This window comes from Tabrizicola sp. T74, assembly GCF_057219935.1.
In genome coordinates this window covers 425,606-447,709 of the sequence record NZ_JBXVVT010000005.1, presented here as the reverse complement: position 1 = coordinate 447,709, position 22,104 = coordinate 425,606, and the positions used below count along the sequence as shown (strand labels likewise).

Below are 22,104 nucleotides of genomic sequence, written 5' to 3'. Positions count from 1 at the left end.
AAAGTTTTCGAAAACTTTTGCCCCCGATCCGACCGTCGGGGGCGGTTCCATTTCGGCGCGAAGGGTCTATGATAGCGGTAACAGTCCACAGGTGCCGCATGTCCCAAGCCCCGATCCTGACCCTCACGCTCAACCCCGCGCTCGACATGGCGACCGAGGTGCATGAGCTGATCCCCGGCCACAAGCTCCGTTGCACGGAACCCCTGCTTGATCCCGGCGGTGGCGGCCTCAACGTCTCCCGCGCGATCAAGTCGCTGGGCGGCGATAGCCTCGCCCTTGTCGCCATCGGCGGCCTCACTGGCGACCGCCTTGCAGGCCTGATCCGGGCGGAAGGCGTGACCTTCCTGTCGATCCTCGGCCCCGGCGAGACGCGCCAGTCGCTGACGGTGAACGAAGGCACCACCGGCAAGCAGTACCGCTTCATGCTGCCCGGCCCGGTCTGGGGCGAGGCAGAACGCGCCCGCGTCTTCACCCTGCTGCGCGCCACTGCGCGGCCCGGCGGCTTCTCGGTCATCTCCGGCAGCCAGCCCCCAGGCGTGCCGGTCGACTTCCCTGCGCAACTCGCGGCCTCGATGCCGGAAACCCGCGTCGTCCTCGACACCTCCGGCTCCACCCTGACCGAAGCCGTGCGTCACCCGATCCCAGGCCTTGAAGTCCTGCGCATGGATGGCCCGGAGGGTGAGGAACTGGCCGGCAAGCCACTCCCGACCCTCGCCGATACCGCCAGCTTTGCCCAGGACCTGGTCCGCCGCGGCGTCGCCAAGACCGTCATCATCGCCCGTGGGGCCGAGGGCAATGTGCTGGCCGACAAGGACCAGAAGCTGTTTGCCAAGGCCGCCAAGGTGAAGGTCAAGTCCACCGTCGGCGCGGGCGACAGCTTTGTCGCGGCCTTTGTCCTCGCGCTCGCCCAGGGCCAGACCAATGCCGAGGCGCTGGCGATGGGCTCTGCCGCCGCCTCTGCCGCCGTCACCACCGACGCGACCCAACTGTGCCGCCCCGAGGACGTCATGCGCCTTCTGCGGGAGTGCACGGTCAGCGAGGTCTGATCCGCCCGCGCACTTTCCTTGCGGCCCTGCCCCGGCTAAAGCTGCCCCATGCGGCAGACCCTGACCGAGATCTACGAGACCCGCGTGGCGGCTGGCACCTTGCGGGCCGATCCCGCCCAGCATGCGGTCCTGCCCCGGCTGGAGACGCTGCGGCTCTGGCTGGAGACGAACGCCACCCGCAAGCTTGGCCTCTTCGCTGGGATCTTCGCCCGGCCCGTCGCCCCGCCCCGGGGCCTCTATCTCTGGGGCGGCGTCGGGCGCGGCAAGTCGATGCTGATGGACCTCTTCACCGATGCCACCGCCATCGCGCAGAAGCGCCGCGTGCACTTCCATGCCTTCATGCAAGAGGTGCACAAGGGCATGCACGCGGCCCGGCAACGCGGGGTGGAGGACCCGCTGACCCCGGTCGCCGAGACCATCGCCCGCGACCTGCGCCTCCTGGCCTTTGACGAGATGCAGATCACCGACATCACCGATGCGATGATCGTCGGGCGGCTCTTCGAAAAGCTGTTCGCTGCGGGCATTGTCATCGTCACCACCTCGAACCGCCCGCCGGTGGACCTGTACAAGGACGGCCTCAGCCGGGCGCTGTTCCTGCCCTTCATCGCCATGCTGGAGGAACGGCTGGAGGTCGTGGAGCTGGAAAGCCCGACCGATTACCGCCAGCACCGCCTGGCGGGCGAGCAGGTCTACTTCCACCCGGCCCGGACCGCGGCGATGCAGATTGCGGCGCTGTGGACCGACCTGACCGGCGGGGCGCCGGAACAGCCGCTGACGCTGGCGGTGAACGGCCGCCAGGTCAGCCTGCCGCGCTTTGCCAATGGCGTCGGGCGCGCCAGTTTCTGGGACCTCTGCGCCAAGCCGCTGGGCCCGGCCGATTACCTGGCCATCGCGCAAGCCGTCCGCGTTCTGATCCTGGAAGACATCCCGCAGCTGTCTTCCGCCAACTACAACGAGGCGAAACGCTTCGTCACCCTGATCGACGCGCTGTACGAGGCGAAGGTGCGCCTGATCGCCTCGGTCGCCGAAACCCCGGAACGGCTCTACATCGAGGGCGAGGGCGCCTTCGAGTTCGAACGCACGGCCAGCCGCCTTCGCGAGATGCAGGGTGCGGACTGGGGTCTCTAGCCCCAGGCCTGCCACAGAAGCCGCAGCGCCATCGCGGTCGAGACGGCGACAAGCAGCGGCTTGATCAGCCGCGCGCCGACCCGCATAGCGAGCCGCGCGCCAAGGCTTGCGCCCGCGACCTGCGCCGCCGCCATCGCCAGCCCCACCGCCCACCACATCGCACCCGAGGGGATGAAGACCAGCAGCGATCCGATGTTCGAGGCGAAGTTCAGCATCTTGGTATGCGCGGTGGCCTTCAGCACTCCGTAGCCCGCCAGCAGGACCAGGCTCATCATGAAGAACGACCCCGTTCCGGGCCCGAAGAAGCCGTCATAGGCCGCAATCGCCGGGACGGCCGTCACGGCAAAGACCGCGGGCTTCATCCGCTGGGTCCGCGCTTCATCCGACAACCCCGGCTTCAGCGCAAAGAAGGCCGCAACGCCAATCAGCACGACCGGCATGATGACCCGCAGCACCTCGGCCGGGATCAGATGCGCGACCAGCGCACCCAGGGCCCCGAAGACCGCGCTGATCGCGGCCATCCCCAGCTGCTCGCCAGGGCGGACATGGCCCGCGCGCGCATAGGTCAGCATTGCCGTCCCGGCCCCGAAGGTCCCCTGCAGCTTGTTCGTGGCCAAGGCCTCGACTGGCGAGGCCCCCGCGAGGAGGAGAGCCGGAACCGAGATCAGCCCGCCGCCCCCCGCTATGCTGTCGATGAAACCGGCGCAGAAGGCGGCCAGGATCAGCAAGAGCGCAAGGTGCGTGGCGACTTCGAACATGCCCCGCTTCTCGCCGGTTCGTTTCCCGGGGGCAAGGGGGAGCCACCTCGGGGGCCATCGAGGCCCCACTCGGCGGCGCATCCGCGGGACATGCCGCCAGCGTCGAGCGGGCGGGGAGGTCGGCTGCCTCCGGCGGGGATATTTGGTGAAGGGAAAGCCGACTTTCTCTTCGCCAAGTATCCTGGGGGTTTGGGGGTGAAACCCCGATCGCCGAGGAGGAGGCGAAGGCCGACGACGAGACAAAAGACTTGCGCGCCAGCGCTCCTTTTCGAAGCAGCCGGGTCAGACCGGGGCGAAGTCGTCGCGGGAATAGCCCTGCAGGTAGAGAAGCGCGGTCAGGTCGCCGTGGTTCACCCGCACCTCGCACTGCGCCTGGACGGTGGGCTTGGCGTGCAGCGCGACGCCGGTTCCGGCGGCTGTGAGCATCGGCAGGTCGTTCGCGCCATCCCCCACTGCCAAAGCCTCGGCCGGGGTGATCCCAAGCCGGGCGGTGATTTCCTGCAAGGCCTGCAGCTTGGCCTCCTTGCCGAGGATCGGTTCGGCCACCGTCCCGGCCAGCTTGCCGTCGGCAACATGCAGCGTGTTGGCGCGGTTTTCGTCGAACCCGAGCTTCGCCGCCACTGCCGCCGTGAAGGCCGTGAACCCGCCCGAGACCAGCGCCGCATGGGCGCCCGCAGCCTTCATCGTGGCCAGGAGGACCGGCCCCCCCGGCATCAGCGTGATCCGGTCCCGCAGGACGCGGGCGATCACACCCTCGGGCAGGCCTTTCAGAAGCCCCACGCGTTCCCGCAGGGCGCCCTCGAAGTCGAGTTCGCCATTCATCGCCCGCGCGGTGATGTCGGCCACCCGCGCGCCCACGCCGGCCTCGTCGGCCAGTTCGTCGATGCATTCCTGCCGGATCATCGTCGAATCCATGTCGGCGATCAGCAGGTGTTTCTTCCGCCCCGTCGCGCCCTGCACCACCAGGTCGATCCGAAGGGCCTGCAGGTCCTCCCAGACTGCCCAGCGGTTCTCGGGCACCCGCTCCAGGTCGAATTCTGCCGCCACGCCGGGATCAAGCCAGCGCGCCGCGCCGCCGCCCCAGGCGTTGCGCAGGGACTCCACCGTCACCCGGTCCAGCACCGGGGTGTCTGGGTTGGTCAGAAGCGTGACGACAAACATGGGGCAGGGTTCCCGGTCATGCGCGGCCGTCTTGCACTGCGGCCCGGCGGCGCATTACCGCGAAATCCCCGACGGTGCCAGAGCCGGTGGACCAAAGTCGTTCCAGCCGTGCGCCTACAGCGGCAGGGCGGCTTCGACTGTCGCATCGGTGAAGCGGTCACACAGCGCGGCGATCTCGGCCCCGCTGTCCATCAGACAGGCGGCAGTCGACAGGGCATCGGCAAGGGCTGCCCTGGGAGCCGAGATGGTGACTGCCTGCCAGCGGGGCAGGGCGGGGCGGCCGGTGGCGGGGTTCAGGATGTGGCTGGTCCTGCCGTCGCCGCCGAAGGTCATGCCAAGTGGCGCCGAGGTTGCGACGGCGCGGTTCTGCAGGCTCAGGTTGCGGTCGGCCAGCTGCACGGGCCAGCGGCCTTCGGGCAGGGCGACCAGTTCCCCGGTGTCGATCAGCGCGCGGGTCAGGCCGTGGCTTGCGAGGATCGCAGCTACGCGGTCGGCGATGTAACCTTGGGCGATGCCGTTCAGGGTCAGCGCCATGCCGGGAGCAAGGCTGATCGCCTCGGGCGACAGGCGGACGCGGTGCCAGCCGAGGCGGGCGCGGGCCTCGTCGCGCTCGACTTCCGTCAGAGGATGCCTGCGTTCCGTTGCCACCGCATGAGCGGCCCAGAGGGGCTGCACGGTCGGATCGAACCGGCCACCGCTGGCCCTGTGGACGGCTCCGGCCAGCGACAGGCAGTCGAGGAGTTCGAAGGGCGGGGCATCGAGCCGTGCCGTCCGGTTCAGCCGCACGAGGTCCGAGGCAGGCAGGTACAGCGAAAAGATCGCCTCCAGCCGCCGGATCTCGGCCATCGCCAGCGCGGCGAGGCGCGGGGCGTCGGGGTGCTGCAGGCGCACGGTGACGGTCGCCCCCAGCGCGTGGCCGGTTTCCTCGTAGGGGCCGGTCTCGGCCAGCGCCAGTGCGGGGGCGAGGGCGGCGGAAATCGCGATGAAGCGGCGCCGGGTCAGCATGGATCAGCCTTCCGGTTTGGCGGACAGGGCCCTCAGGCGGCGGGCGTAATCGTCATCGCCTTCTGGGGCCTGGGTGCCGGGGGCGGTCACCGCGCTGTCCGGGATGTCGTCAAGGCCCATGACCGTGCCGCCAAACTCGGCCGCAAAGCCTTGGGCGGCGGCTTCTTCGGCAAAGGGCACCAGTTCCGGCGCGCCCATCCCGCCCTGGACTGCGGCCCCCACGACGTAATGCGCCGTGGTGGCGTCGATCCAGTTGGCGGCACCGGGCTCTGCCCAGGTCGCACCCTCGGCCCCCATGTCGCTGACATAGATCGCCAGCACGGTGCTCGACTGTTCCGGCAGGCGCAGGTAGGTGACCAGATCGCTGACCTGACTGAAGAACAGGGGTTGGCCGGGCAGCCCGTCCAGATGCACCTGACCCTTGGGGCCTTCGTGCTCCAAGAGGTTCATCTGGCAGAAATAGCCCACGGTTTCGGGTGTCAGCGCCACCGGATCGGTGTTCTGGGCGACCTCCTCCTGGCAGGCGGCGAGCAGAAGGGCAAACGCAAGCGCGCGTTTCATGGGGTGACCTTTCGGAAGGCGGCGGAGGCAAGGGCCAGGGCGGCCAGCGGCCAGAGGAGGACTGAGGTGAGAGATTGCCAAAGCGGGATGGCATCGGCGGCCCCGCCCACCCCGGCGGCAGCGGCGGTGGCACCGCTGGCGGTCAGGTTGAACAGCCGGAACGCGTCGGCGGGGTTGGCGAGGAGGGCTATGGGGAAGGCTTCGGTGGTGAACCAGCCGCCGTTGTCGGCGACGATGGCTGTGAGGAGGGCGAGGTCGTAGAGGACAACGAGGCCCAGCCAGAGGCCGATCGCCAGCCCTGCCGCGCCCGAGGGCCGACGGGAGAGCGACGACAGCGCATAGCCCGCGCCAAGGAAGGTCGCGCCGAGCAGGATCGAGGACCACGAGAGGCGCGCCAGCGCCGGCAGGCCGTCCAGCGAAGTCCGGTCGCCATAGATGGCCACTGCTGCCGCAAGTCCGTGGCCAAGAAGGACCGCCAGCGTCAGGATGGCAAGGTGGGCGATAAGCTTGCCTGTCAGGATCTCCCACCGCGCGATGGGATAGGCGAGGAGGAGGGGCAGGGTGCCCCGCTCGGTCTCCCCGGCGATGGCGTCGAAGCTCATGAGAAGCGCGAGGAGGGGGATCAGGTAGACCGAGAGGGAGGTAAGCGAGGCGACGGTGACCGACAGCCGGTCGACGCCAAGGCCGCCGGTGGGGGCGGAGCCGGCCAGCGACAGGACGAGGGAAAAGACCGCCATGAGGGCGAGTGCGATGGCCACCCAGCGGTTGCGGAGCGCGATGCGGAACTCGGTGGCGGCGGTGGACAGGATGCGGGTCATTGCGCGGCCCCCTGGCTGAAATGGGCGTAAAGGTCCTCGAGGCTGGGCGGCAGGACTTCGAGGTCGGCGACCTTGTCCCCGAGGCCCGCGATGCGGCCAAGGGTCTCCAGCTTGTCGGATTGCGGGCAGGTCAGGTGCAGTGCCCCGTCGACCAGGATCGCGCCGGGCAGGCTGCGGGCGATGTCGGTCGCGTAGCCGTTCCGCGCCGTGACATGCAGCGTCACCGGCAAGTCGGCCCGGCGGCGCAGGTCGGGGAGCGAGCCTTCCGCCACCAGCCGCCCCTTGGACAGGATGACGATCCGGTCGGTCCGCGCCTCGACTTCCGTGAGGGCGTGCGAGGAGAGCAGGATCGAGGCCCCCTGCGATGCGAGGTCGTCGAGCAGCGCATAGAACTCGCGCCGGGACACGGGGTCGAGGCCGGAGGTGGGTTCGTCCAGGACCAGAAGCCGCGGGTGGCCGATCAGCGCCTGGGCAAGGCCGACGCGCTGGCGCATCCCCTTGGAATAGGTGCCGATCCGTCGGCGGGCGGCTTGACCGAGGCCCACCTTCTCCAGCAAAGGCATCGCCTGGGACCGGCTTTCGCCGCGCAGGCGCAGGTAGTGCGTGATCTGCTCCAGCCCGGTCAGAGCCGGATGGAAAGCCGCGTTCTCAGGCAGGTAGGCCACGGCCCGGCGGGCGGCGGGGGAACCGGGGGTGGCGTCGCAGATCGTGACCTCCCCGGACGTGGCCGGGATCAGGCCGAGGATGATCTTCATCAGCGTGGACTTCCCCGCGCCGTTGTGGCCGAGCAAAGCCACGCGTTCGCCGGGGGCAACGGACAGGCTGACGCCGGTCAGCGCCGCAACCTCGCCGAAGCGCTTAGTGAGAGCCGAGATCGTCAGGGTCGATGTCATCGTAGACGCTTTCTGTCCAACGCCCCGCGACCGCCGCTTCCATCGCGGCGATGTCGACGGGGACGGGAATGGTAAGGGGCTGCATCAGCGGGTGGCTGTCGGTCACGCCCCCCGGCAGGATCGCCGGGAACGAGGACTGCGACCAGCGCACCAGCTGCACGGCGGGTGACCCCGTCAGCAGCGAGGCGGCGGGTTGCGACCAGAGGATATGGTCCATCAGGTCGTTCGGGCGGTAGACCCCGTCGGCGATCCCGTCGCCGTTCAGGTCAAAGGCGGGATGGTCGGACCAGAAGTTGCCGCGGTTCTCGAAGCTCCACTCCATGAAGCGGGTGCCGACATATTTCACCTGCTCCTGGTTGCCGAGGAAGGCGTTGCCGGTCAGCATGTTGCGTTCGGACCCGGCGGTGAAGTGGATGCCGATGCCGCAGCCCTGAAACCGGTTGTTCGCGATCAGGTTCTTGTGGGCGTTGTAGATGAAGAGGCACTTCTTCGTCCCGCCACGCACAAGGTTCCCCGCCACGTCGGCCCCGTTGGCGAAGTTCAGCATCACCCCATGCTCGCGGTCGCCCAGCGACAGGTTGTCCGTCACCACCACGCGGTCGCTGAACATGATGGCGAAGCCCAGGTGGTTGCCGATCGAGATGTTTCCCGACACCCTGGAGTCATGCGTGTACATGTAGTGGACCGCAAAGCGCAGGTCGCGGAACAGGTTGTCCCGGTAGGTCCCCTTCTTCGACGCGTTGGAGAAAATCCCGTCGCGGCCCCAGCGGACATCGTTCCCCTCGACCACCGTGCCCGGGCTGTTCCAGACATAGATCCCGTTGCCGCGTTCGTTCATGCGGTGGTTGCGGCGGCCCTCGATCACGTTGCCGCGCACCACCGTGTCGAGGCCGCCATGCACGTCCACCCCGTGCATGTTGTCGGTCAGACGGTTGCCCTCGATCCGGGCGCGGTCGGCACCTTTGACCACCTTGATCCCGGAATCGATGGCCTGGTTGTTGCCGCCCGATCCGGTGATGGTCAGGCCCGTCAGCACCACGTCATCGCCGGTGATGGTGATGACCGTACCCTGGCCCTGCCCATCGATCACGGCGGTGCCGTCGCCCTGCAGGGTCAGGGTCCGGTCCAGGGTAACGGGGCCCAGATATGCCCCGCCGCCCAGGATCAGCACATCGCCGGGGGACGCCTCGGCGATGGCTGTGGCCAGCGTGCCCGTGCCTGGCGCGACATGCACCACCTCCGCCGAAAGAGGCGTGGCCAGCATGACAAGGGCAAGGGCACGCAGCATCGTCAGGCCCCCGTCGGTTCCACGAACATCCGGCCGCGCATCTCCATGTGGAGCGCGTGGCAGAACCACTGGCAGTAGTACCAGTAGACCCCGGCGTTGGCGGCGGTGAAGGTGACGGACGAGGTCGCCAGCGGCCCGATCTCCATCGCCACGCCGTGGTTGCCCATGGTGAAGCCGTGGGTCAGGTCGTCGATGTCGTCTAGGTTGGTGACGATCACCGTGACCTCGTCGCCCTCCTTGACCGTAAAGCTTTCCAGCGCGAAGGACGGCGCCTGGCTGGACATGTATACGCGCACCTTCTTCGGGTCGTCCGTGTCGCGGATCACCATGTCCTGCCAGTCGTCGAGGTTCACCCCGTCCGCCTCGGCCTGCCTGCGCGTCTCGGCCCACATCGGATCGTTCCGGTTCCAGGCCGACAGCGGGTTCACCTTGGACGCCGCCACTGCGATGGCGTCATGCGGTTCGGCGAAGTTCGGGCCGTCGTGGACCACGACCATCTTGTCACCCGAGATGTCGATCAGCTGGTCGTTCTCGGGCTTCAGCGGGCCCACGTTCAGGAACCGGTCTTTCGAGAACTTGCACAGACAGACCAGCCACTGGTTTTCCGCCTCGGAGGTCTCGCCCATCACCGTCTTCAGGTGGCCGGGCTGGTACTGGACATCGACCTTGTCCTTGATCGGATCGACCGCCTCGCCGGCATAGGCGCGGATCGCATCCTCGATCGACCACTTGACCACCTGGCTGTCCAGGAACAGCGAAGTATAGGCAAAGCCCCGCCCGTCAAAGGCGGTGTGCAGTGGGCCAAGCCCCAGTTCGGGCTGGGCCACGATGGTGGTCATCGGGTCGGCGTTGTCGTTGAACAGGGCCTCGAAGCGGGTCACGTCCAGCACTGTCACCGTTGGCGACAGCTTGCCGCCGATGCAGAGGTGCACCTTGTCGGGTGCCATGTTGCAGCCGTGCGGGTTGTTCGGGATCGGGATATAGCGGGTGAACTGGCTTTGCGCCTCTTTTCGCCCGTCCAGGACGCGGACCCCGTTCAGCTCCTCCCCCTCGCCCGCCGCAACGGCTGCCTCGATGGCCGCGATGTTGAAGACGACGACATGGTCGGCCTCGGCGGCGGTCATGTCGGACAGGGTCATCCCCATCTCGGAGTTGTAGGAGGTCGAGAAGGCCCACTTGCCCTCGTAATCCGCGTCGCAGTTATCAAGGTTGCCCGAGACCATGACCTGCCAGGCGGGCAGCATCTGTTCGGCATCGACGGCAGTGAAGATGTTCACGTAAGTGCTGACGTCCTGCATCGACGTGCCGTCGTTGACCAGCGGCGCTTCATCCTCGCCGTTGCAGAAAATGTACTTGGTGAAGGGCGCCTTTTGCGGCCGCATCCCGTGGATCGCCTTGGCGTTCGGGATTTCCAGGATCGCGTCGCACTTCATCACGTCGACGCGGACCCGGGCGACCCGGGTGTTGGCCTTGTCGTTCATGAACAGGTACTTGCCGTCGTACTTGCCGTCGGTGAACGACATGTGGACGTGGTGCAGGTCGCCGTTGTCGTGGACCTTCTTGCCGTTTGCAGCGAGCTGCTTCTTCGTCTTCTCGGTCATGGTGCGCTGATGGATGCGGATCGATTCATTGGTCTCGCCCCAGCCGGTGGCCGAGCAACGGTTGAAGACCGGCACCCGCATCAACTCGCGCATCGACGGGATGCCGAGGATGCGCATTTCCCCGGTCTGGCCCGAGGACCAGAAGCCGTAATGCGTATCAAGCTGGCCGGGGGCGACGTCGAAGCCTTCCGCCGCCTGGGCCACCGCGGCCGAGGTGCCAAGCGCCAGCGCGCCGACGCCTGCGCCGGTGCCAAGCGCCAGACGCCCGCCCAAGGCGCCTGCCAGCGCCGCGCCGCCGGCCGTGGCTCCCAGAAGGCCGCGGCGTGAAATCCCCGTGTTCGGTCGTTCAGACATGGTCTGTCCTTTCATTCAGCTGGTTGGGGTTGCTTGTGGTTCGGATGGCCCGAGAGATCCCGGACCGGGCTGGCGGCCGCCGTTTCGCGCCGCTTCAGTTTCCTGATGACGACCGGGCATTTGGTCGTGGAGTGGTAGAGCACCTGGCAATGCAGGCAGTTGATGCATTCGTTCGGGTTGATCTCGCCCGTCGGGTGGATCGACTGCACCGGGCATTCATGCGCGCAGGTCTGGCAGGGGTTGCCGCATTCGCGGTAGCGCTTCAGCCAGTCGAACATCCGGATGCGTGCCGGGATCGCCAGCGCCGCGCCCAAGGGGCAGAGGTAGCGGCAGAAGAAGCGTTCGACGAACAACCCCGCTGCCAGCAGGGCCAGCGCATAGGCGACGAAGGGCCAGGCGCGGACGAATTTCAGCACGATAGCGGTCTTGAACGGCTCCACCTCGGCCAGGGCTTCGGCCTGTTCGATGCTGACGAGACTCGCCCCGAAAAGGCCAAGGAAGATCATGTACTTGATCGGCCACAACCGTTCATGGAGGCCCCATGGCAGGGTCCACTGCGGGATGTGAAGACGCCGAGCGATCTGGTTCGTCAGTTCCTGCAGCGCGCCGAAGGGGCAAAGCCAGCCGCAATAGGCCCCTCGGCCCCAGAAGATCAGCGCGGCGGCGACAGAGAACCACAGGATGAAGGTCAGCGGGTCCAGAAGGAACGCCTGCCAGCTGAAGCCCGAGGTCAGCGCCCCGAACAGCGCCATCAGGTTCACCACGGACAGCTGTGCATTGGCGTACCAGCCCAGGAAGACCAGCGTCACGGTCAGGAAGCCCATGCGGAACCAGTAGAACCGCCGTTCGTTCCGCACCGCGAAATGCTGGAAGAAGAACACCAGCGTCAGCACCGCCAGCATGGCGGCGGTCACCGCGATCTCCACCCGCTTGTCCGCCCAGATCCGCTTCCACAGTGCCTGGTGGGCAGCGGTTTCCTCCTGCGTGGCGACAGCCTCGGCCGGGGCGGTGTCGGTGGTGGCGGCGGCGGGCACCGGAACCGGGCGGAGGTACTTCTCCGGCAACTGGTAGCCCAGGTCGAAGGTGGTAAAGACCTTCTCGATCGGCCCGACCTCGCGGTGCACCAGAAGCTGGATACGGAAGGGCTTCGTCGGGTCGAACCCCACATCGGCCGGGACCTTGAACAGGTCGGTCTCGGTGAACTCCGGCGCGCCTTCGGCCACGACCGAGCCCAGCCGCTTGTGCATCTTGTCGCGGAACCGGACCGAGACATCGTCCTGGATCAGCACGATCCGGTCGAAGATGCCGCCGCGCACATAGCCCGAGCCCTTGAAGCTGTAGAGCCCGCGCCCCATCACGACGATGGCGTGTTCCCCGGGCTTCAGCCAGTTGCCCAAGTTCGCAGCCTCGCCTTCGCCCAGGATCGCGCGGGCAATGGCGGGGTGGGACACCAAGGCCGCCTGCATCTCGATGAAGGGTGTCTCCGGCGGCTCGGTCAGGGCGCGTTCAGTGGCGCGCGGGTCGCCCAGGGCGGCAAAGGCCGCGTTGACCTGGCCCACGTCCAGCGACAGGCGGCGCAGCGTGCCGTCGCCTTCCAGCGTCATCCAGTCCGGCGCGGCGGTGGCATCCGGGTTCAGCTCGAACACCGGGCCGGTTGGCGTGGCCCCAGCGGCCAGCCCCCCCAGCCCCAGCGCCCGCGCCACCTTCAGGCCCGCGCGCACGATGCTGTCGTCGATCACCATCACCGTGACCGTCGCGCCCGAGATGATGTCGACGTCATGCGCACTGCCGCCCGCCTGCGCCTCGGCCACCAGGTCAAGGCCGATGTATCCCGCGGCCATCGCATCGATCTTCGACTGCGGGATCCCGATCAGGACGATCGGCTCGGAATGCTTGACCAGCTTCACCCCGGTCACATGCGCGTCCTTGTCCACTGCGACCAGCGTATGGATCGGCTTGCCGGAATAGCCGGTGGTCGACACGAAATCGCTGGTGACGAAGGCCCAGCCGATCGTCTCTCCGCCCTTCAGGACCGGGGCGACGGACGGGTCGGCCTGCGGCAGGCCATAGGCCTCGGCCCCGGCGACAAGCTCGCTGGCGGGCACCTTGTCCAGGAATTGCGGCAGGACCGGCTCGGCCAGGGCGGGCAGGGCGGCCAGGACCAAGGGCAGGAGGAAGGAGAGGAGGCGGGGAAGGATCATGCTTGGGCGCCTTCAGGTATCGTCCGAAGGCCACTGACCCGGGGTCGCAAGCTGGATTGATCTTGCTCAATAATCCAGCTGACCGGCAGGGGAAGGGACCGGATGGCAGGGCGTGGTTCCCCGGGACGCCAGTCGTCGTCGCCCCCAAGCGGTGGGCCGCGGGTATCGGGGCGAAGATGGGTGGCAGAGTGGATGTCCGGGGTGCGCCAAAGCGCCGGATCCAAGGGGATGCGGAAAGCCACAGCAGCCAGGGCGACCACAGGTGTGCGCGGAAGTGGGGCAGAAAACAGAAGACAGTCCAGACACTTGACATGTGAACTGCCCGGATTGACCGGGTTGCCTTCACCGTCCAGCCAGACTTCCGTGATCTCTCCGCCGGCGCAAAGTTCAACCAGCATCGCGCCTTTGGCCGGGCCGCCGACACCCGGTCCGGCCAGGACCAAAGCCAGGGCCAGAATCAGGCTGTGGAGGCTGTGGACGATTCGCTGCATGCCAAAAGTCTGGGCCGACGCGAGGGGTATCGCATTGATAAAGATCAAATGGTGATAAATCTCGACCCTGCACTTGGCTCCACTTCCGGACCAAGGCCAGGTGGAGCCATGGGGCCCGCCCCGGTTTGCGGCAGCCTTCGGCTTGGGGAAGTCGCTGAATTCGCGGCGCGGATTGACTTTCGTCGCCGCCGGTCCTGAATTGCGTCAACCCAGTCAGGACACCCGATGCGCCCCGAAGATCTTGCGGAAATCCGGCAGCTGCCCCTGTTCCGCAACATGCTGCAAGCCAACTTTGCCGCGCTGATGCAGGCGGCCTATGCCCAGCAGTTTCCTGCGGGACTAGAGCTGATCCGCCAGGGCGGCCGTGCCGATTTCCTGCATGTGGTGGTCGAAGGCAGCGTCGAACTGCATGCCGACTGGCAAGGCCGCAGCACGACGATGGCGGTGGTGCGCCCGGTCGGCACCTTCATCCTGGCCGCCTGCATCCGCGACCTGCCTTACCTCATGTCGGCCCGGACACTGGAGCCGTCGCGGGTCCTGTTGGTGCCGTCCTCGGACCTGCGGGCGATCTTTCGCAGCGATGCCGAATTCGCGGTGTCCATCGTGGGCGAACTGGCCGGGGCCTTCCGGTTCATGGCCCGCCATGCGAAGAACCTGAAGCTGCGCACCTCACGCGAAAGGATCGCCAGCTATCTTCTGGAACAGTCGCAGCAGGCCGGGGGCGCGGACCGGTTCGTGCTGCAGGTCGAGAAGCGGCTGGTGGCCTCTTACCTCGGGATGACGCCAGAGAACCTGTCCCGCGCGCTGAAGTCGCTGGAGGCGGACGGGGTCTCGCTGAAGGGCCAGACGGTGACGATCACCGACCGCGCAAAACTGGTGGCGGCCAGCCCGCCCGATATCCTGATCGATGGCCCCGACCCCGAGCCGATGAGCGGCGGGGTCAGCCTTCCCGGCCCGGCTATGCCCAGGCGCTGACCCCCCGCCCTTGGTTCTTGACGGAGTCCCATCGATGGCGTAGGTCCGGTCTTGGGACACCCTTCCCCAACGAAGGGCTTTTAGCTGGAAGGCTACCATGACAGACCTGACCCCGCCGGCCTCGCGCCCGGCCAACCCGCGTTTCTCCTCGGGTCCTTGCGCGAAAATCCCCGGATATACCCTGAACATGCTGGCTGATGCGCCGTTGGGCCGCAGCCACCGCGCCGCTGTCGGCAAGGCCAAGCTGAAAGAGGCGATCGACCTGACGCGCGAGATCCTCGGCGTCCCGGCCGACTACCGGATTGGCATCGTCCCCGCCTCGGACACCGGCGCGGTCGAGATGGCGATGTGGTCGCTTCTCGGTGCCCGCCCGGTGGAGATGCTGGCCTGGGAAAGCTTTGGCGAGGGCTGGGTGACCGATGTGGTCAAGCAGCTGAAACTGGACGCGACCGTCCGCAAGGCGCCTTACGGCCAGATCGTGGACTTTGCCCAGGTCGACTTCGACAAGGACGTGGTCTTCACCTGGAACGGCACCACCTCGGGCGTGCGCCTGCCGAACGGTGACGCGATCCCCGCGAACCGCGCGGGCCTGACGATCTGCGACGCGACCAGCGCGGCCTTTGCAATGGACCTGCCCTGGGACAAGCTCGATGTCACCACCTTCTCCTGGCAGAAGGTCCTGGGCGGTGAGGGCGCGCATGGCGTCCTGATCCTGTCGCCCCGCGCGGTGGAGCGGCTGGAGACCTACACCCCCGCCTGGCCTCTTCCGAAGATCTTCCGGCTGACTGCCAAGGGCAAGCTGATCGAAGGCATCTTCCAGGGCGAGACGATCAACACCCCCTCGATGCTCGCCAACGAGGATTACCTCGTCGCGCTGAAATGGGCGAAGTCCATCGGCGGCCTCAAGGGCCTGATCGCCCGCGCCAATGCCAACGCCAAGGTCGTCTGGGACTTCTGCGCCCAGAACCCCTGGATCGCGAACCTGGCCGAGGACCCGGCAACGGCGTCCACAACCAGCGTGTGCCTCAAGTTCACCGACCCGCGCATCACCGACGGCGAGGCTTTCGCCAAGGCCGTCGCCAAGCGGATCGAGAAGGCCGGCGCGGGCTTTGACCTTGGCGCCTACCGCGACGCGCCTCCGGGCCTGCGCATCTGGTGCGGCTCGACGGTCGAGACCTCGGACGTCCAGGCGCTGATGCCCTGGATCGCCCATGCCTTCGAGGCCGAGATCGCGGCGCTCGCGCAGGCCGCGTGAACGCGGCGGTGCGCTGTAGCGCACCCTACACACCCCCTTCCGTAGGGTGGGCGATCCGCCCACCTTCCCCACCCAATTCAGGACCCGAACCATGCCCAAAGTCCTCGTATCCGACGAACTCTCCGAAACCGCCGTCCAGATCTTCCGCGACCGCGGGGTCGAGGTCGACTACCTGCCGAAGCTCGGCAAGGACAAGGAGGCGCTTGCCGCCGCCATCGGCCAATACGACGGCCTTGCCATCCGCTCGGCCACCAAGGTCACCGAGAAGCTGCTGGAACACGCCACCAACCTGAAAGTGGTGGGCCGCGCCGGGATCGGGGTGGACAACGTCGACATCCCGGCGGCGTCCAAGAAGGGCGTCATCGTGATGAACACGCCCTTCGGCAACTCGATCACCACGGCAGAACATGCCATCGCCATGATGTTCGCTGTTGCCCGGCAAATCCCCGAAGCCAACGCCTCTACCCACGCCGGAAAGTGGGAAAAGTCCAAGTTCATGGGGGTGGAGCTGTTCAACAAGACCCTGGGCGTGATCGGTGCGGGGAACATCGGCGGCATCGTCTGCGACCGCGCCGTGGCGCTGCAGATGAAGGTCGTGGCCTATGACCCCTTCCTGTCCGACGACCGCGCGAAGCAGCTGGGCGTCACCAAGGTCGACCTGGAAGACCTCCTCGCCCGCGCCGACTTCATCACGCTGCACGTCCCCCTCACCGACAAGACCCGCAACATCCTGAGCCGCGAGAACCTCGCCAAGACCAAGAAGGGCGTCCGCATCATCAATTGCGCCCGCGGCGGGCTGATCGACGAAGCGGCGCTGAAGGACGCGCTCGACAGTGGCCATGTCGCCGGGGCGGCACTCGACGTCTTCGAGACCGAACCCGCCACCGAAAACCCGCTCTTCAACCACCCGAACGTCGTCTGCACCCCGCACCTCGGCGCCTCGACCACGGAAGCGCAGGAAAACGTGGCGCTGCAGGTCGCCGAGCAGATGTCGGACTACCTCCTTACCGGCGCCGTGCAGAACGCGCTTAACATGCCGAACGTCACCGCCGAAGAGGCCGCGGTGATGGGACCGTGGATCAAGCTGGCCGGGCATCTGGGAGCCTTCATCGGCCAGATGACCGACGAGCCGATCAAGGCCATCAACATCCTTTACGACGGCACGGTCGCCAACATGAACCTCGCCGCGCTGAACCAGGCGGTGATCGCGGGCGTCCTCAAGGCGCACAACCCCGACGTCAACCTCGTCTCGGCCCCCGTGGTCGCCAAGGACAAGGGCATCCAGATCTCCACCACCCGGCAGGAGAAGACGGGGGTCTTCGACGCCTACATCAAGGTGACGATGGTGACCGACAAGCGCGAACGCTCGGTCGCCGGGACCTGCTTCTCGGACGGCAAGCCGCGTTTCATCCAGATCAAGGGCATCAACATCGACGCCGAGATCGGGCAGCACATGCTGTACACGACGAACGAGGACGTGCCGGGCATCATCGGCCTTCTCGGCATGACGATGGGCAAGAACAACGTCAACATCGCGAACTTCACCCTCGGCCGCTCGGGCGTGGGCCAGGACGCCATCGCGATCCTCTACCTTGACCAGCCGATCGACCCACGCGTGATCGAGACGCTGGAAGGCACCGGCATGTTCCAGCAAGTGAAAGCCTTGCAGTTCGACGTCGCCTAGGAAATCCTGCCTCGGCCGGGCACCCCGCCCGCGCCGAGGCCCCCATGCTTCTTCCCGATCTCCTCCACGCACTCGCCGAGTTGACGGCGACCGAGCCACGCGCCGAGGCGCAAGCTACTGCCGCAGACCTTCGCGCCGCTAAGGGCACCGATTTTCCGGCGCGGGCCGCATCCACCCTCTCCCCTGGCATCCTGCACACCGCCAGCCTGCCCGGCCATCCCGCCGCGCGCCTGATCCACGACGCGCACCAATGGCTCCCCTGGGCCGACAGTCCCGCCGCCTCGCTGCAGCCGACCGGCCTGCGCGCGATCAAGTCCATCGTCACGCTTCTTGGCCCCGAGGGACCAATCCCCTCCGAAACCCTCCTCTTCGGCCTCTTCTACCAGGCCCCGGGCAGCTATTACCCGCTCCACGCCCACAACGCCGCCGAGACCTACACGGTCCTCGCAGGCAGCGCCCTCTGGCAGGCCGGCGACCGTCGGTTCCAGACGACCGTAGCCCAGCCCATCCATCACCCGCCGAACCTGCCCCACGCCATGCGCGCCGGCCCCGAAGGTTTCCTCGCCATGTGGCGCTGGTCCGGCGACATCGGCTTTGACAGCTACCGGATGCTGCCCGACCCGGACGCCTGACCCGCACCCGAAACCTCACCGTCTTGCAGCTTGCTCTTTTCCCAAATACTCCACGGGGGTCCGGGGGTGTGAAACCCCCGGGGCTATCCAAGGGAACCCCATGCACCTTTACGCCATCGGCGACATCCACGGGCATATCGGCCTTCTGCAGGCCGCGCATGACCTGATCGCCGACGACATGGCGCGGCATGGGCCGGGCCCCGTGATCCACCTCGGCGACCTCGTCGACCGTGGCCCGGACAGCCGGGGGGTGATCGACTTCCTGATGCAGGGCATCGCGCAGGGCCAGGACTGGGTGGTCCTCAAGGGCAACCACGACCGGATGTTCTCACGCTTCCTGCGGAACCCGTTCGAGCCCGAACCCGGCCTGCGCGCTGACCTCGGCTGGCTGCACCCAAAGCTTGGCGGGCCGGATACGCTCCGCTCCTATGGCGTCGTAAACGCCGGTGATCGCCCCACCGACAAGGTCCATGCCGAGGCGCGGGACCTGGTGCCAAAGGCGCATCTCGACTTTCTGGCGTCCCGTCCGACCCTGCACCTGGCGGGAGACTGCGCCTTTGTCCATGCGGGGATCCGGCCCGGCATCCCGCTGGAGGAGCAGGCGGAAACCGACCTGGTCTGGATCCGCGAGCCCTTCCTGAGCGAGATCACCCCCCACGGCCCGCTGATCGTCCACGGCCACACTGCCATCGAGGCAGCGACCCACTACGGCAACCGGCTGAACCTCGACTCGGGCGCGGCCTATGGCGGCCCCCTGTCCGCCGTGGTGATCGAGGGCCGCGAAGCCGCGCTTCTGACCCCACAAGGCCGTCAATCCCTGCCCATCCGCCGCTGACCGCGAAGAGTGAGCGGCAGCGATCGATGAGCCGCCCCTTCAGGGATGCTGCCGCCGGATCAGCCGCTTGACCGACCGGCCACCGAGATAGCCGAAGACCACTGCGCCAATTCCGAACACTTCGACAAAGGCCGGGCCGTCCGGCATGCCACGAACGGCCAGAAGGGCGCCCAACATCATGTAGCCGGCCACACTGATCCACAGCCAGAACCACAGCTCGCCCCGCGTCGGACCAAAGCGCCAGGGGTTCTTTTCTTCCATCGCCTTGCCTCCTGCAGGCCTGCCACAGGACGCGAGGATTCGTCCCGACCTCTGGAATATACTACTTTACCGGCGCTTGGCCGCATGCTTGCCTCTGCGCCATGAACAGTCAAAGCTCGCCGAACCGCCTCACCCCGATCCTCGTCACGCTGGGGATCATCCTACTCTCTGCCGCTTACCTTCTGTGGATCGGGCGTGAGCCGATCTGCAAATGCGGCTACATCAAGCTGTGGCATGGCGAGGTGGTGAGTTCCGAAAACTCGCAGCATATCAGCGACTGGTACACCCCCAGCCACATCATCCATGGCTTCCTGTTCTTCGGCCTGTTGTGGCTTGTGGCCCGGCGGCTGTCCTTCGGCTGGAAGCTGGCCATCGCCACCCTGATCGAGGCTGCGTGGGAGATTGTCGAGAACTCGGACGCTGTGATCGAACGCTACCGGACGGTGACGATCTCGCTCGACTACTACGGCGACTCGGTGCTGAACGTGGTGGCCGATATCGTCGCGATGATCGTCGGTTTCTGGCTGGCGTCAAAGCTGCCGGTCTGGGCCACGGTGGCGCTGATCGTGCTGTTCGAGGCGGTCACGATCTGGTTGATCCGCGACGGGTTGGCGCTCAACATTCTCATGCTCCTCTACCCGCTCGACTGGGTGGCGGAATGGCAGGCGGGGCGCTAGGGCCCCGAATTTTCGCCGAAAATTCGTGCTCTCAGACCCGCATCCGCCGTAGCGACAAAAGCGCGGCCGCGCTGACTGTCACCAGGATCGCCGCCACCAGCACGAAGAAGCCCCGGTCGCCCATCCCGGCGCTCATCGGCGCAAGGACCAGCGGCGTCACGATTGCCCCCACAAGGCCCGAGGCGACGATGGTCGGCGGCACGCGCAGGTCCTCACCCATCTTGCCGCTGGCGGTCACGTAGAAGCCCGGGAAGAACAGGCCCGTCGACGCCCCCATCGCCACGAAGAACGGCCCCGGCGCCAGGAATACCGCGCCCAGGGCAAACAAAGCCGCTGACCCGACCGCCACAGTGTAAAGGACAAAGGGCTGCACCCGGTGCGCGACAAAGATCAGCACCACCCGTGCCAGCAGGAACACCACGAAGAACGCGCTGAGGAGCTGCGCTGCGGTGTCTTCCGCAACGCCGGCCCGGATCAGCGCGGTGGGGCCAAGGCCCGCTAGGCTCGCCTCCATCCCGATGGCGACCGCGCCAAAGACAAGGATGCCCCACTGCGGCCGGAACGCCTTGACCTCGCCCGCCTGCGTCCCGCCCTCGCGCCCCGCCGCCCCCGCGCCCAGCCAGATCGCCACCAGCGCGAGCGCCACGATCCCGAAGGCCCAGGCCGGATCGCTGCCCACCCAGACGAAGACCAGCGGCGCGGCGATGGCCCCCACGCCGAAGGTCGCGTTCAAGAGGCTCAGCATCGACGGCCCCGTCGCCCCGAACGCCCGCATCACGCGTGGATTGAACACCGCCGTCGCCATGCCATAGCCCGCCCCGAACAGCATCCCGCCCGCCAGGATCAGCACCCAGGTCGGCCCCAGCGCCATCAGCCCGGCGCCCGCCGCCATCACTGCCAGCGTCTGCCGCGGCCCGATCAGCGCGCCCTTGAAATACATCAGCCCCACGCCAAGGAAGCAGCCGACCCAGAGAAGCGCCACGAACAGGCCCGCCTCGCCATCACTCAGCGCAAAGTCCCGCACATAAACCGGCAGCGCCGGCCCGAACAGCGCCTGCCCCGCCCCCATCATCACGAATGTCGCCACCCCGGCGATGAGCAGCCCCAGATGGGCCCGGATCAGGTCTTTCACGTCGCTCTCCTGCTTGCCCGCCCCCTCTCCCGCGACCGTCAGTGCATGTCAATGCTGCCCGTGACGTGACGTCCGCCTCTGCAACCGGCCATCCATCGTGCAAATTGCTTCCACCCGTCAGGAGGACGCCATGACCGACATCCACATCCTCTCTGCCGCCCGCACCGCCATCGGCGGCTTCGGCGGCTCGCTCGCTGCCCTGCCGCCCATTGATATCGCCACCCACGCCGCGAAGGCCGCCCTTGCCCGCGCCGGGGTCGAGGGTGCGCAGATCGGCCAGGTCGTCATGGGCCATGTCATCAACACCGAGCCGCGCGACATGTACCTGTCCCGCGTCATGGCGATGAACGCAGGCATCCCCGAGACCACACCCGCGATGAACGTCAACCGCCTCTGCGGCTCCGGCGCGCAGGCCGTGGTCTCGGCCGTCCAGGCGCTGATGCTCGGCGACGCCGACCTGGCGCTGGCGGGCGGGGCGGAATGCATGAGCCGCTCGCCCTACATCCTCCCCGCCGCCCGCTTTGGCCAGAAGATGGGCGACACCCGCGCGCTCGACATGATGACCGGCGCGCTGACCTGTCCGTTCGGGACCGGGCACATGGGCGTGACGGCCGAGAACGTCGCCGTGCAGCATGGCATCAGCCGCGAGGATCAGGACGCCTTCGCGCTGGAAAGCCAGACCCGCGCCGCCCGCGCCATCGCGGAAGGCAGGTTCGTAAGCCAGATCGTGCCCGTCGAGGTCGGCGGCAAGAAGGGCCCCGCGATCTTCGCCCTGGACGAACACCCGAAGACCACCAGCGCCGAGGCCCTGGCGGGACTGAAGCCCGCCTTCCAGAAGGACGGCACGGTGACGGCAGGCAATGCGAGCGGAATCAACGACGGCGCAGCGGCGCTGGTCCTGTCGCGGTCCGACAAGGGCTCCCGCGCGCGCATCATGGGCTATGCGCTGGCGGGCGTAGACCCCAAGGTCATGGGCCTTGGCCCGATCCCGGCGGTGCAGGCGCTGTGCAAGAAGCTCGGCGTCAAGCCGCAGTCCTTCGATGTGGTCGAATCGAACGAGGCCTTCGCTGCACAGGCCATTGCTGTCTCCCGCGCGCTGGACCTCGACCCGGCGAAAGTGAACCCGAACGGCGGGGCCATTGCCCTGGGCCACCCGGTCGGCGCAACGGGGTCGATCCTGGTGGTCAAAGCCCTGCACGAGCTGGAACGCACCGGCGGGCGCACAGCCTTGATCACCATGTGCATCGGCGGCGGCCAGGGCATCGCGCTGGCCATCGAACGCGCCTGATCGCTCCTCTTTCGACTTCGTCTCCTCCTCGCTGTGCCGTACGCGAGGAGTGACGAAGTC

At 67.4% G+C, this 22,104-nt stretch carries 21 protein-coding genes; 9 read left to right on the top strand and 12 right to left on the bottom strand.

The window, feature by feature from the left end:
* Positions 1-98 precede the first annotated feature (98 nt).
* Positions 99-1,046, top strand: a complete 948-nt coding sequence (locus AC2EAL_RS17050; protein WP_484725427.1) for a 1-phosphofructokinase family hexose kinase — start codon at positions 99-101, stop codon at positions 1,044-1,046.
* Positions 1,047-1,094: 48 nt separating this feature from the next.
* A complete protein-coding gene (zapE, locus tag AC2EAL_RS17045) occupies positions 1,095-2,174 on the top strand; it encodes a cell division protein ZapE (protein ID WP_484725426.1) in 1,080 nt (359 codons plus the stop codon).
* Here the strand turns inward: zapE and AC2EAL_RS17040 are convergent.
* The 10 genes from AC2EAL_RS17040 to AC2EAL_RS16995 form a co-directional block, all read right to left on the bottom strand.
* Positions 2,171-2,932, bottom strand: a complete 762-nt coding sequence (locus AC2EAL_RS17040) for a TSUP family transporter (RefSeq protein ID WP_484725425.1) — start codon at positions 2,930-2,932, stop codon at positions 2,171-2,173. The genes zapE and AC2EAL_RS17040 overlap by 4 nt on opposite strands.
* A gap of 282 nt (positions 2,933-3,214) precedes the next feature.
* A complete protein-coding gene (gene serB, locus AC2EAL_RS17035) occupies positions 3,215-4,093 on the bottom strand; it encodes a phosphoserine phosphatase SerB (RefSeq protein WP_484725424.1) in 879 nt (292 codons plus the stop codon).
* A 114-nt stretch (positions 4,094-4,207) separates the two neighbouring features.
* On the bottom strand, positions 4,208-5,098 hold the full coding sequence (locus AC2EAL_RS17030; RefSeq protein WP_484725423.1) for an FAD:protein FMN transferase: 891 nt from the start codon (positions 5,096-5,098) through the stop codon (positions 4,208-4,210).
* Between the two features lie 3 nt (positions 5,099-5,101).
* On the bottom strand, positions 5,102-5,659 hold the full coding sequence (locus AC2EAL_RS17025; RefSeq protein ID WP_484725422.1) for a nitrous oxide reductase accessory protein NosL: 558 nt from the start codon (positions 5,657-5,659) through the stop codon (positions 5,102-5,104).
* Positions 5,656-6,477, bottom strand: a complete 822-nt coding sequence (locus AC2EAL_RS17020; protein ID WP_484725421.1) for an ABC transporter permease — start codon at positions 6,475-6,477, stop codon at positions 5,656-5,658. The genes AC2EAL_RS17025 and AC2EAL_RS17020 overlap by 4 nt, the downstream gene beginning before the upstream one ends.
* Complete coding sequence (locus AC2EAL_RS17015; protein WP_484725420.1) at positions 6,474-7,370, bottom strand: ABC transporter ATP-binding protein; 897 nt, start codon at positions 7,368-7,370, stop codon at positions 6,474-6,476. The genes AC2EAL_RS17020 and AC2EAL_RS17015 overlap by 4 nt, the downstream gene beginning before the upstream one ends.
* Complete coding sequence (locus tag AC2EAL_RS17010) at positions 7,336-8,658, bottom strand: nitrous oxide reductase family maturation protein NosD (RefSeq protein WP_484725419.1); 1,323 nt, start codon at positions 8,656-8,658, stop codon at positions 7,336-7,338. The genes AC2EAL_RS17015 and AC2EAL_RS17010 overlap by 35 nt, the downstream gene beginning before the upstream one ends.
* Positions 8,659-8,660: 2 nt before the next feature.
* On the bottom strand, positions 8,661-10,613 hold the full coding sequence (gene nosZ / locus AC2EAL_RS17005; protein ID WP_484725418.1) for a TAT-dependent nitrous-oxide reductase: 1,953 nt from the start codon (positions 10,611-10,613) through the stop codon (positions 8,661-8,663).
* An 11-nt stretch (positions 10,614-10,624) separates the two neighbouring features.
* The gene (locus AC2EAL_RS17000; protein WP_484725417.1) at positions 10,625-12,814 is read right to left on the bottom strand and encodes a 4Fe-4S binding protein; all 2,190 of its coding nucleotides are present in this window, start codon (positions 12,812-12,814) and stop codon (positions 10,625-10,627) included.
* Positions 12,811-13,305: a hypothetical protein gene (locus AC2EAL_RS16995; protein WP_484725416.1), complete on the bottom strand. Its 495-nt coding sequence runs from the start codon at positions 13,303-13,305 to the stop codon at positions 12,811-12,813. The genes AC2EAL_RS17000 and AC2EAL_RS16995 overlap by 4 nt, the downstream gene beginning before the upstream one ends.
* 225 nt (positions 13,306-13,530) lie before the next feature.
* Here AC2EAL_RS16995 and AC2EAL_RS16990 point away from each other — a divergent pair, with 225 nt between their 5' ends.
* From AC2EAL_RS16990 to AC2EAL_RS16970, 5 genes are all read left to right on the top strand, one after another.
* Positions 13,531-14,280, top strand: coding sequence for a helix-turn-helix domain-containing protein (locus AC2EAL_RS16990; protein ID WP_484725415.1), 750 nt, complete (start codon positions 13,531-13,533; stop codon positions 14,278-14,280).
* A gap of 97 nt (positions 14,281-14,377) precedes the next feature.
* Positions 14,378-15,535, top strand: coding sequence for a phosphoserine transaminase (locus AC2EAL_RS16985; RefSeq protein ID WP_484725414.1), 1,158 nt, complete (start codon positions 14,378-14,380; stop codon positions 15,533-15,535).
* 91 nt (positions 15,536-15,626) lie between these two features.
* Positions 15,627-17,219, top strand: a complete 1,593-nt coding sequence (serA, locus tag AC2EAL_RS16980; RefSeq protein ID WP_484725413.1) for a phosphoglycerate dehydrogenase — start codon at positions 15,627-15,629, stop codon at positions 17,217-17,219.
* Positions 17,220-17,263: 44 nt separating this feature from the next.
* Complete coding sequence (locus AC2EAL_RS16975) at positions 17,264-17,851, top strand: dimethylsulfonioproprionate lyase family protein (RefSeq protein ID WP_484725412.1); 588 nt, start codon at positions 17,264-17,266, stop codon at positions 17,849-17,851.
* 100 nt (positions 17,852-17,951) lie between these two features.
* Entirely contained in the window at positions 17,952-18,686 is a 735-nt protein-coding gene (locus AC2EAL_RS16970) for a metallophosphoesterase (protein WP_484725411.1), read from the top strand.
* 39 nt (positions 18,687-18,725) lie between these two features.
* Here the strand turns inward: AC2EAL_RS16970 and AC2EAL_RS16965 are convergent, their stop codons facing one another.
* The gene (locus AC2EAL_RS16965; RefSeq protein ID WP_484725410.1) at positions 18,726-18,947 is read right to left on the bottom strand and encodes a hypothetical protein; all 222 of its coding nucleotides are present in this window, start codon (positions 18,945-18,947) and stop codon (positions 18,726-18,728) included.
* A gap of 101 nt (positions 18,948-19,048) precedes the next feature.
* Here AC2EAL_RS16965 and AC2EAL_RS16960 point away from each other — a divergent pair, with 101 nt between their 5' ends.
* The gene (locus AC2EAL_RS16960) at positions 19,049-19,624 is read left to right on the top strand and encodes a DUF2585 domain-containing protein (RefSeq protein ID WP_484725409.1); all 576 of its coding nucleotides are present in this window, start codon (positions 19,049-19,051) and stop codon (positions 19,622-19,624) included.
* A gap of 31 nt (positions 19,625-19,655) precedes the next feature.
* On the opposite strand, the gene AC2EAL_RS16955 is transcribed toward AC2EAL_RS16960, so the two are convergent.
* A complete protein-coding gene (locus AC2EAL_RS16955; protein WP_484725408.1) occupies positions 19,656-20,756 on the bottom strand; it encodes an MFS transporter in 1,101 nt (366 codons plus the stop codon).
* Positions 20,757-20,886: 130 nt separating this feature from the next.
* On the opposite strand from AC2EAL_RS16955, the gene bktB reads away from it, so the two are divergent.
* Positions 20,887-22,044 carry a beta-ketothiolase BktB gene (bktB, locus tag AC2EAL_RS16950; RefSeq protein WP_484725407.1) on the top strand — a complete coding sequence of 386 codons (1,158 nt, stop codon included), beginning with the start codon at positions 20,887-20,889 and terminating at the stop codon, positions 22,042-22,044.
* Positions 22,045-22,104: the final 60 nt, after the last annotated feature.

What these genes read in the sequence shown, in the direction of transcription:
- AC2EAL_RS17025 (WP_484725422.1), bottom strand. Translation starts at nt 5,659, where the DNA reads ATGAAACGCGCGCTTGCGTTTGCCCTTCTGCTCGCCGCCTGCCAGGAG.
- bktB (WP_484725407.1), top strand. Translation starts at nt 20,887, where the DNA reads ATGACCGACATCCACATCCTCTCTGCCGCCCGCACCGCCATCGGCGGC.
- AC2EAL_RS16985 (WP_484725414.1), top strand. Translation starts at nt 14,378, where the DNA reads ATGACAGACCTGACCCCGCCGGCCTCGCGCCCGGCCAACCCGCGTTTC.
- AC2EAL_RS16990 (WP_484725415.1), top strand. Translation starts at nt 13,531, where the DNA reads ATGCGCCCCGAAGATCTTGCGGAAATCCGGCAGCTGCCCCTGTTCCGC.
- zapE (WP_484725426.1), top strand. Translation starts at nt 1,095, where the DNA reads ATGCGGCAGACCCTGACCGAGATCTACGAGACCCGCGTGGCGGCTGGC.
- nosZ (WP_484725418.1), bottom strand. Translation starts at nt 10,613, where the DNA reads ATGTCTGAACGACCGAACACGGGGATTTCACGCCGCGGCCTTCTGGGA.
- AC2EAL_RS16995 (WP_484725416.1), bottom strand. Translation starts at nt 13,305, where the DNA reads ATGCAGCGAATCGTCCACAGCCTCCACAGCCTGATTCTGGCCCTGGCT.
- AC2EAL_RS17030 (WP_484725423.1), bottom strand. Translation starts at nt 5,098, where the DNA reads ATGCTGACCCGGCGCCGCTTCATCGCGATTTCCGCCGCCCTCGCCCCC.
- AC2EAL_RS16970 (WP_484725411.1), top strand. Translation starts at nt 17,952, where the DNA reads ATGCACCTTTACGCCATCGGCGACATCCACGGGCATATCGGCCTTCTG.
- AC2EAL_RS16960 (WP_484725409.1), top strand. Translation starts at nt 19,049, where the DNA reads ATGAACAGTCAAAGCTCGCCGAACCGCCTCACCCCGATCCTCGTCACG.
- AC2EAL_RS16965 (WP_484725410.1), bottom strand. Translation starts at nt 18,947, where the DNA reads ATGGAAGAAAAGAACCCCTGGCGCTTTGGTCCGACGCGGGGCGAGCTG.
- AC2EAL_RS17050 (WP_484725427.1), top strand. Translation starts at nt 99, where the DNA reads ATGTCCCAAGCCCCGATCCTGACCCTCACGCTCAACCCCGCGCTCGAC.
- AC2EAL_RS17020 (WP_484725421.1), bottom strand. Translation starts at nt 6,477, where the DNA reads ATGACCCGCATCCTGTCCACCGCCGCCACCGAGTTCCGCATCGCGCTC.
- AC2EAL_RS17000 (WP_484725417.1), bottom strand. Translation starts at nt 12,814, where the DNA reads ATGATCCTTCCCCGCCTCCTCTCCTTCCTCCTGCCCTTGGTCCTGGCC.
- AC2EAL_RS17010 (WP_484725419.1), bottom strand. Translation starts at nt 8,658, where the DNA reads ATGCTGCGTGCCCTTGCCCTTGTCATGCTGGCCACGCCTCTTTCGGCG.
- AC2EAL_RS17040 (WP_484725425.1), bottom strand. Translation starts at nt 2,932, where the DNA reads ATGTTCGAAGTCGCCACGCACCTTGCGCTCTTGCTGATCCTGGCCGCC.
- AC2EAL_RS17015 (WP_484725420.1), bottom strand. Translation starts at nt 7,370, where the DNA reads ATGACATCGACCCTGACGATCTCGGCTCTCACTAAGCGCTTCGGCGAG.
- serA (WP_484725413.1), top strand. Translation starts at nt 15,627, where the DNA reads ATGCCCAAAGTCCTCGTATCCGACGAACTCTCCGAAACCGCCGTCCAG.
- serB (WP_484725424.1), bottom strand. Translation starts at nt 4,093, where the DNA reads ATGTTTGTCGTCACGCTTCTGACCAACCCAGACACCCCGGTGCTGGAC.
- AC2EAL_RS16975 (WP_484725412.1), top strand. Translation starts at nt 17,264, where the DNA reads ATGCTTCTTCCCGATCTCCTCCACGCACTCGCCGAGTTGACGGCGACC.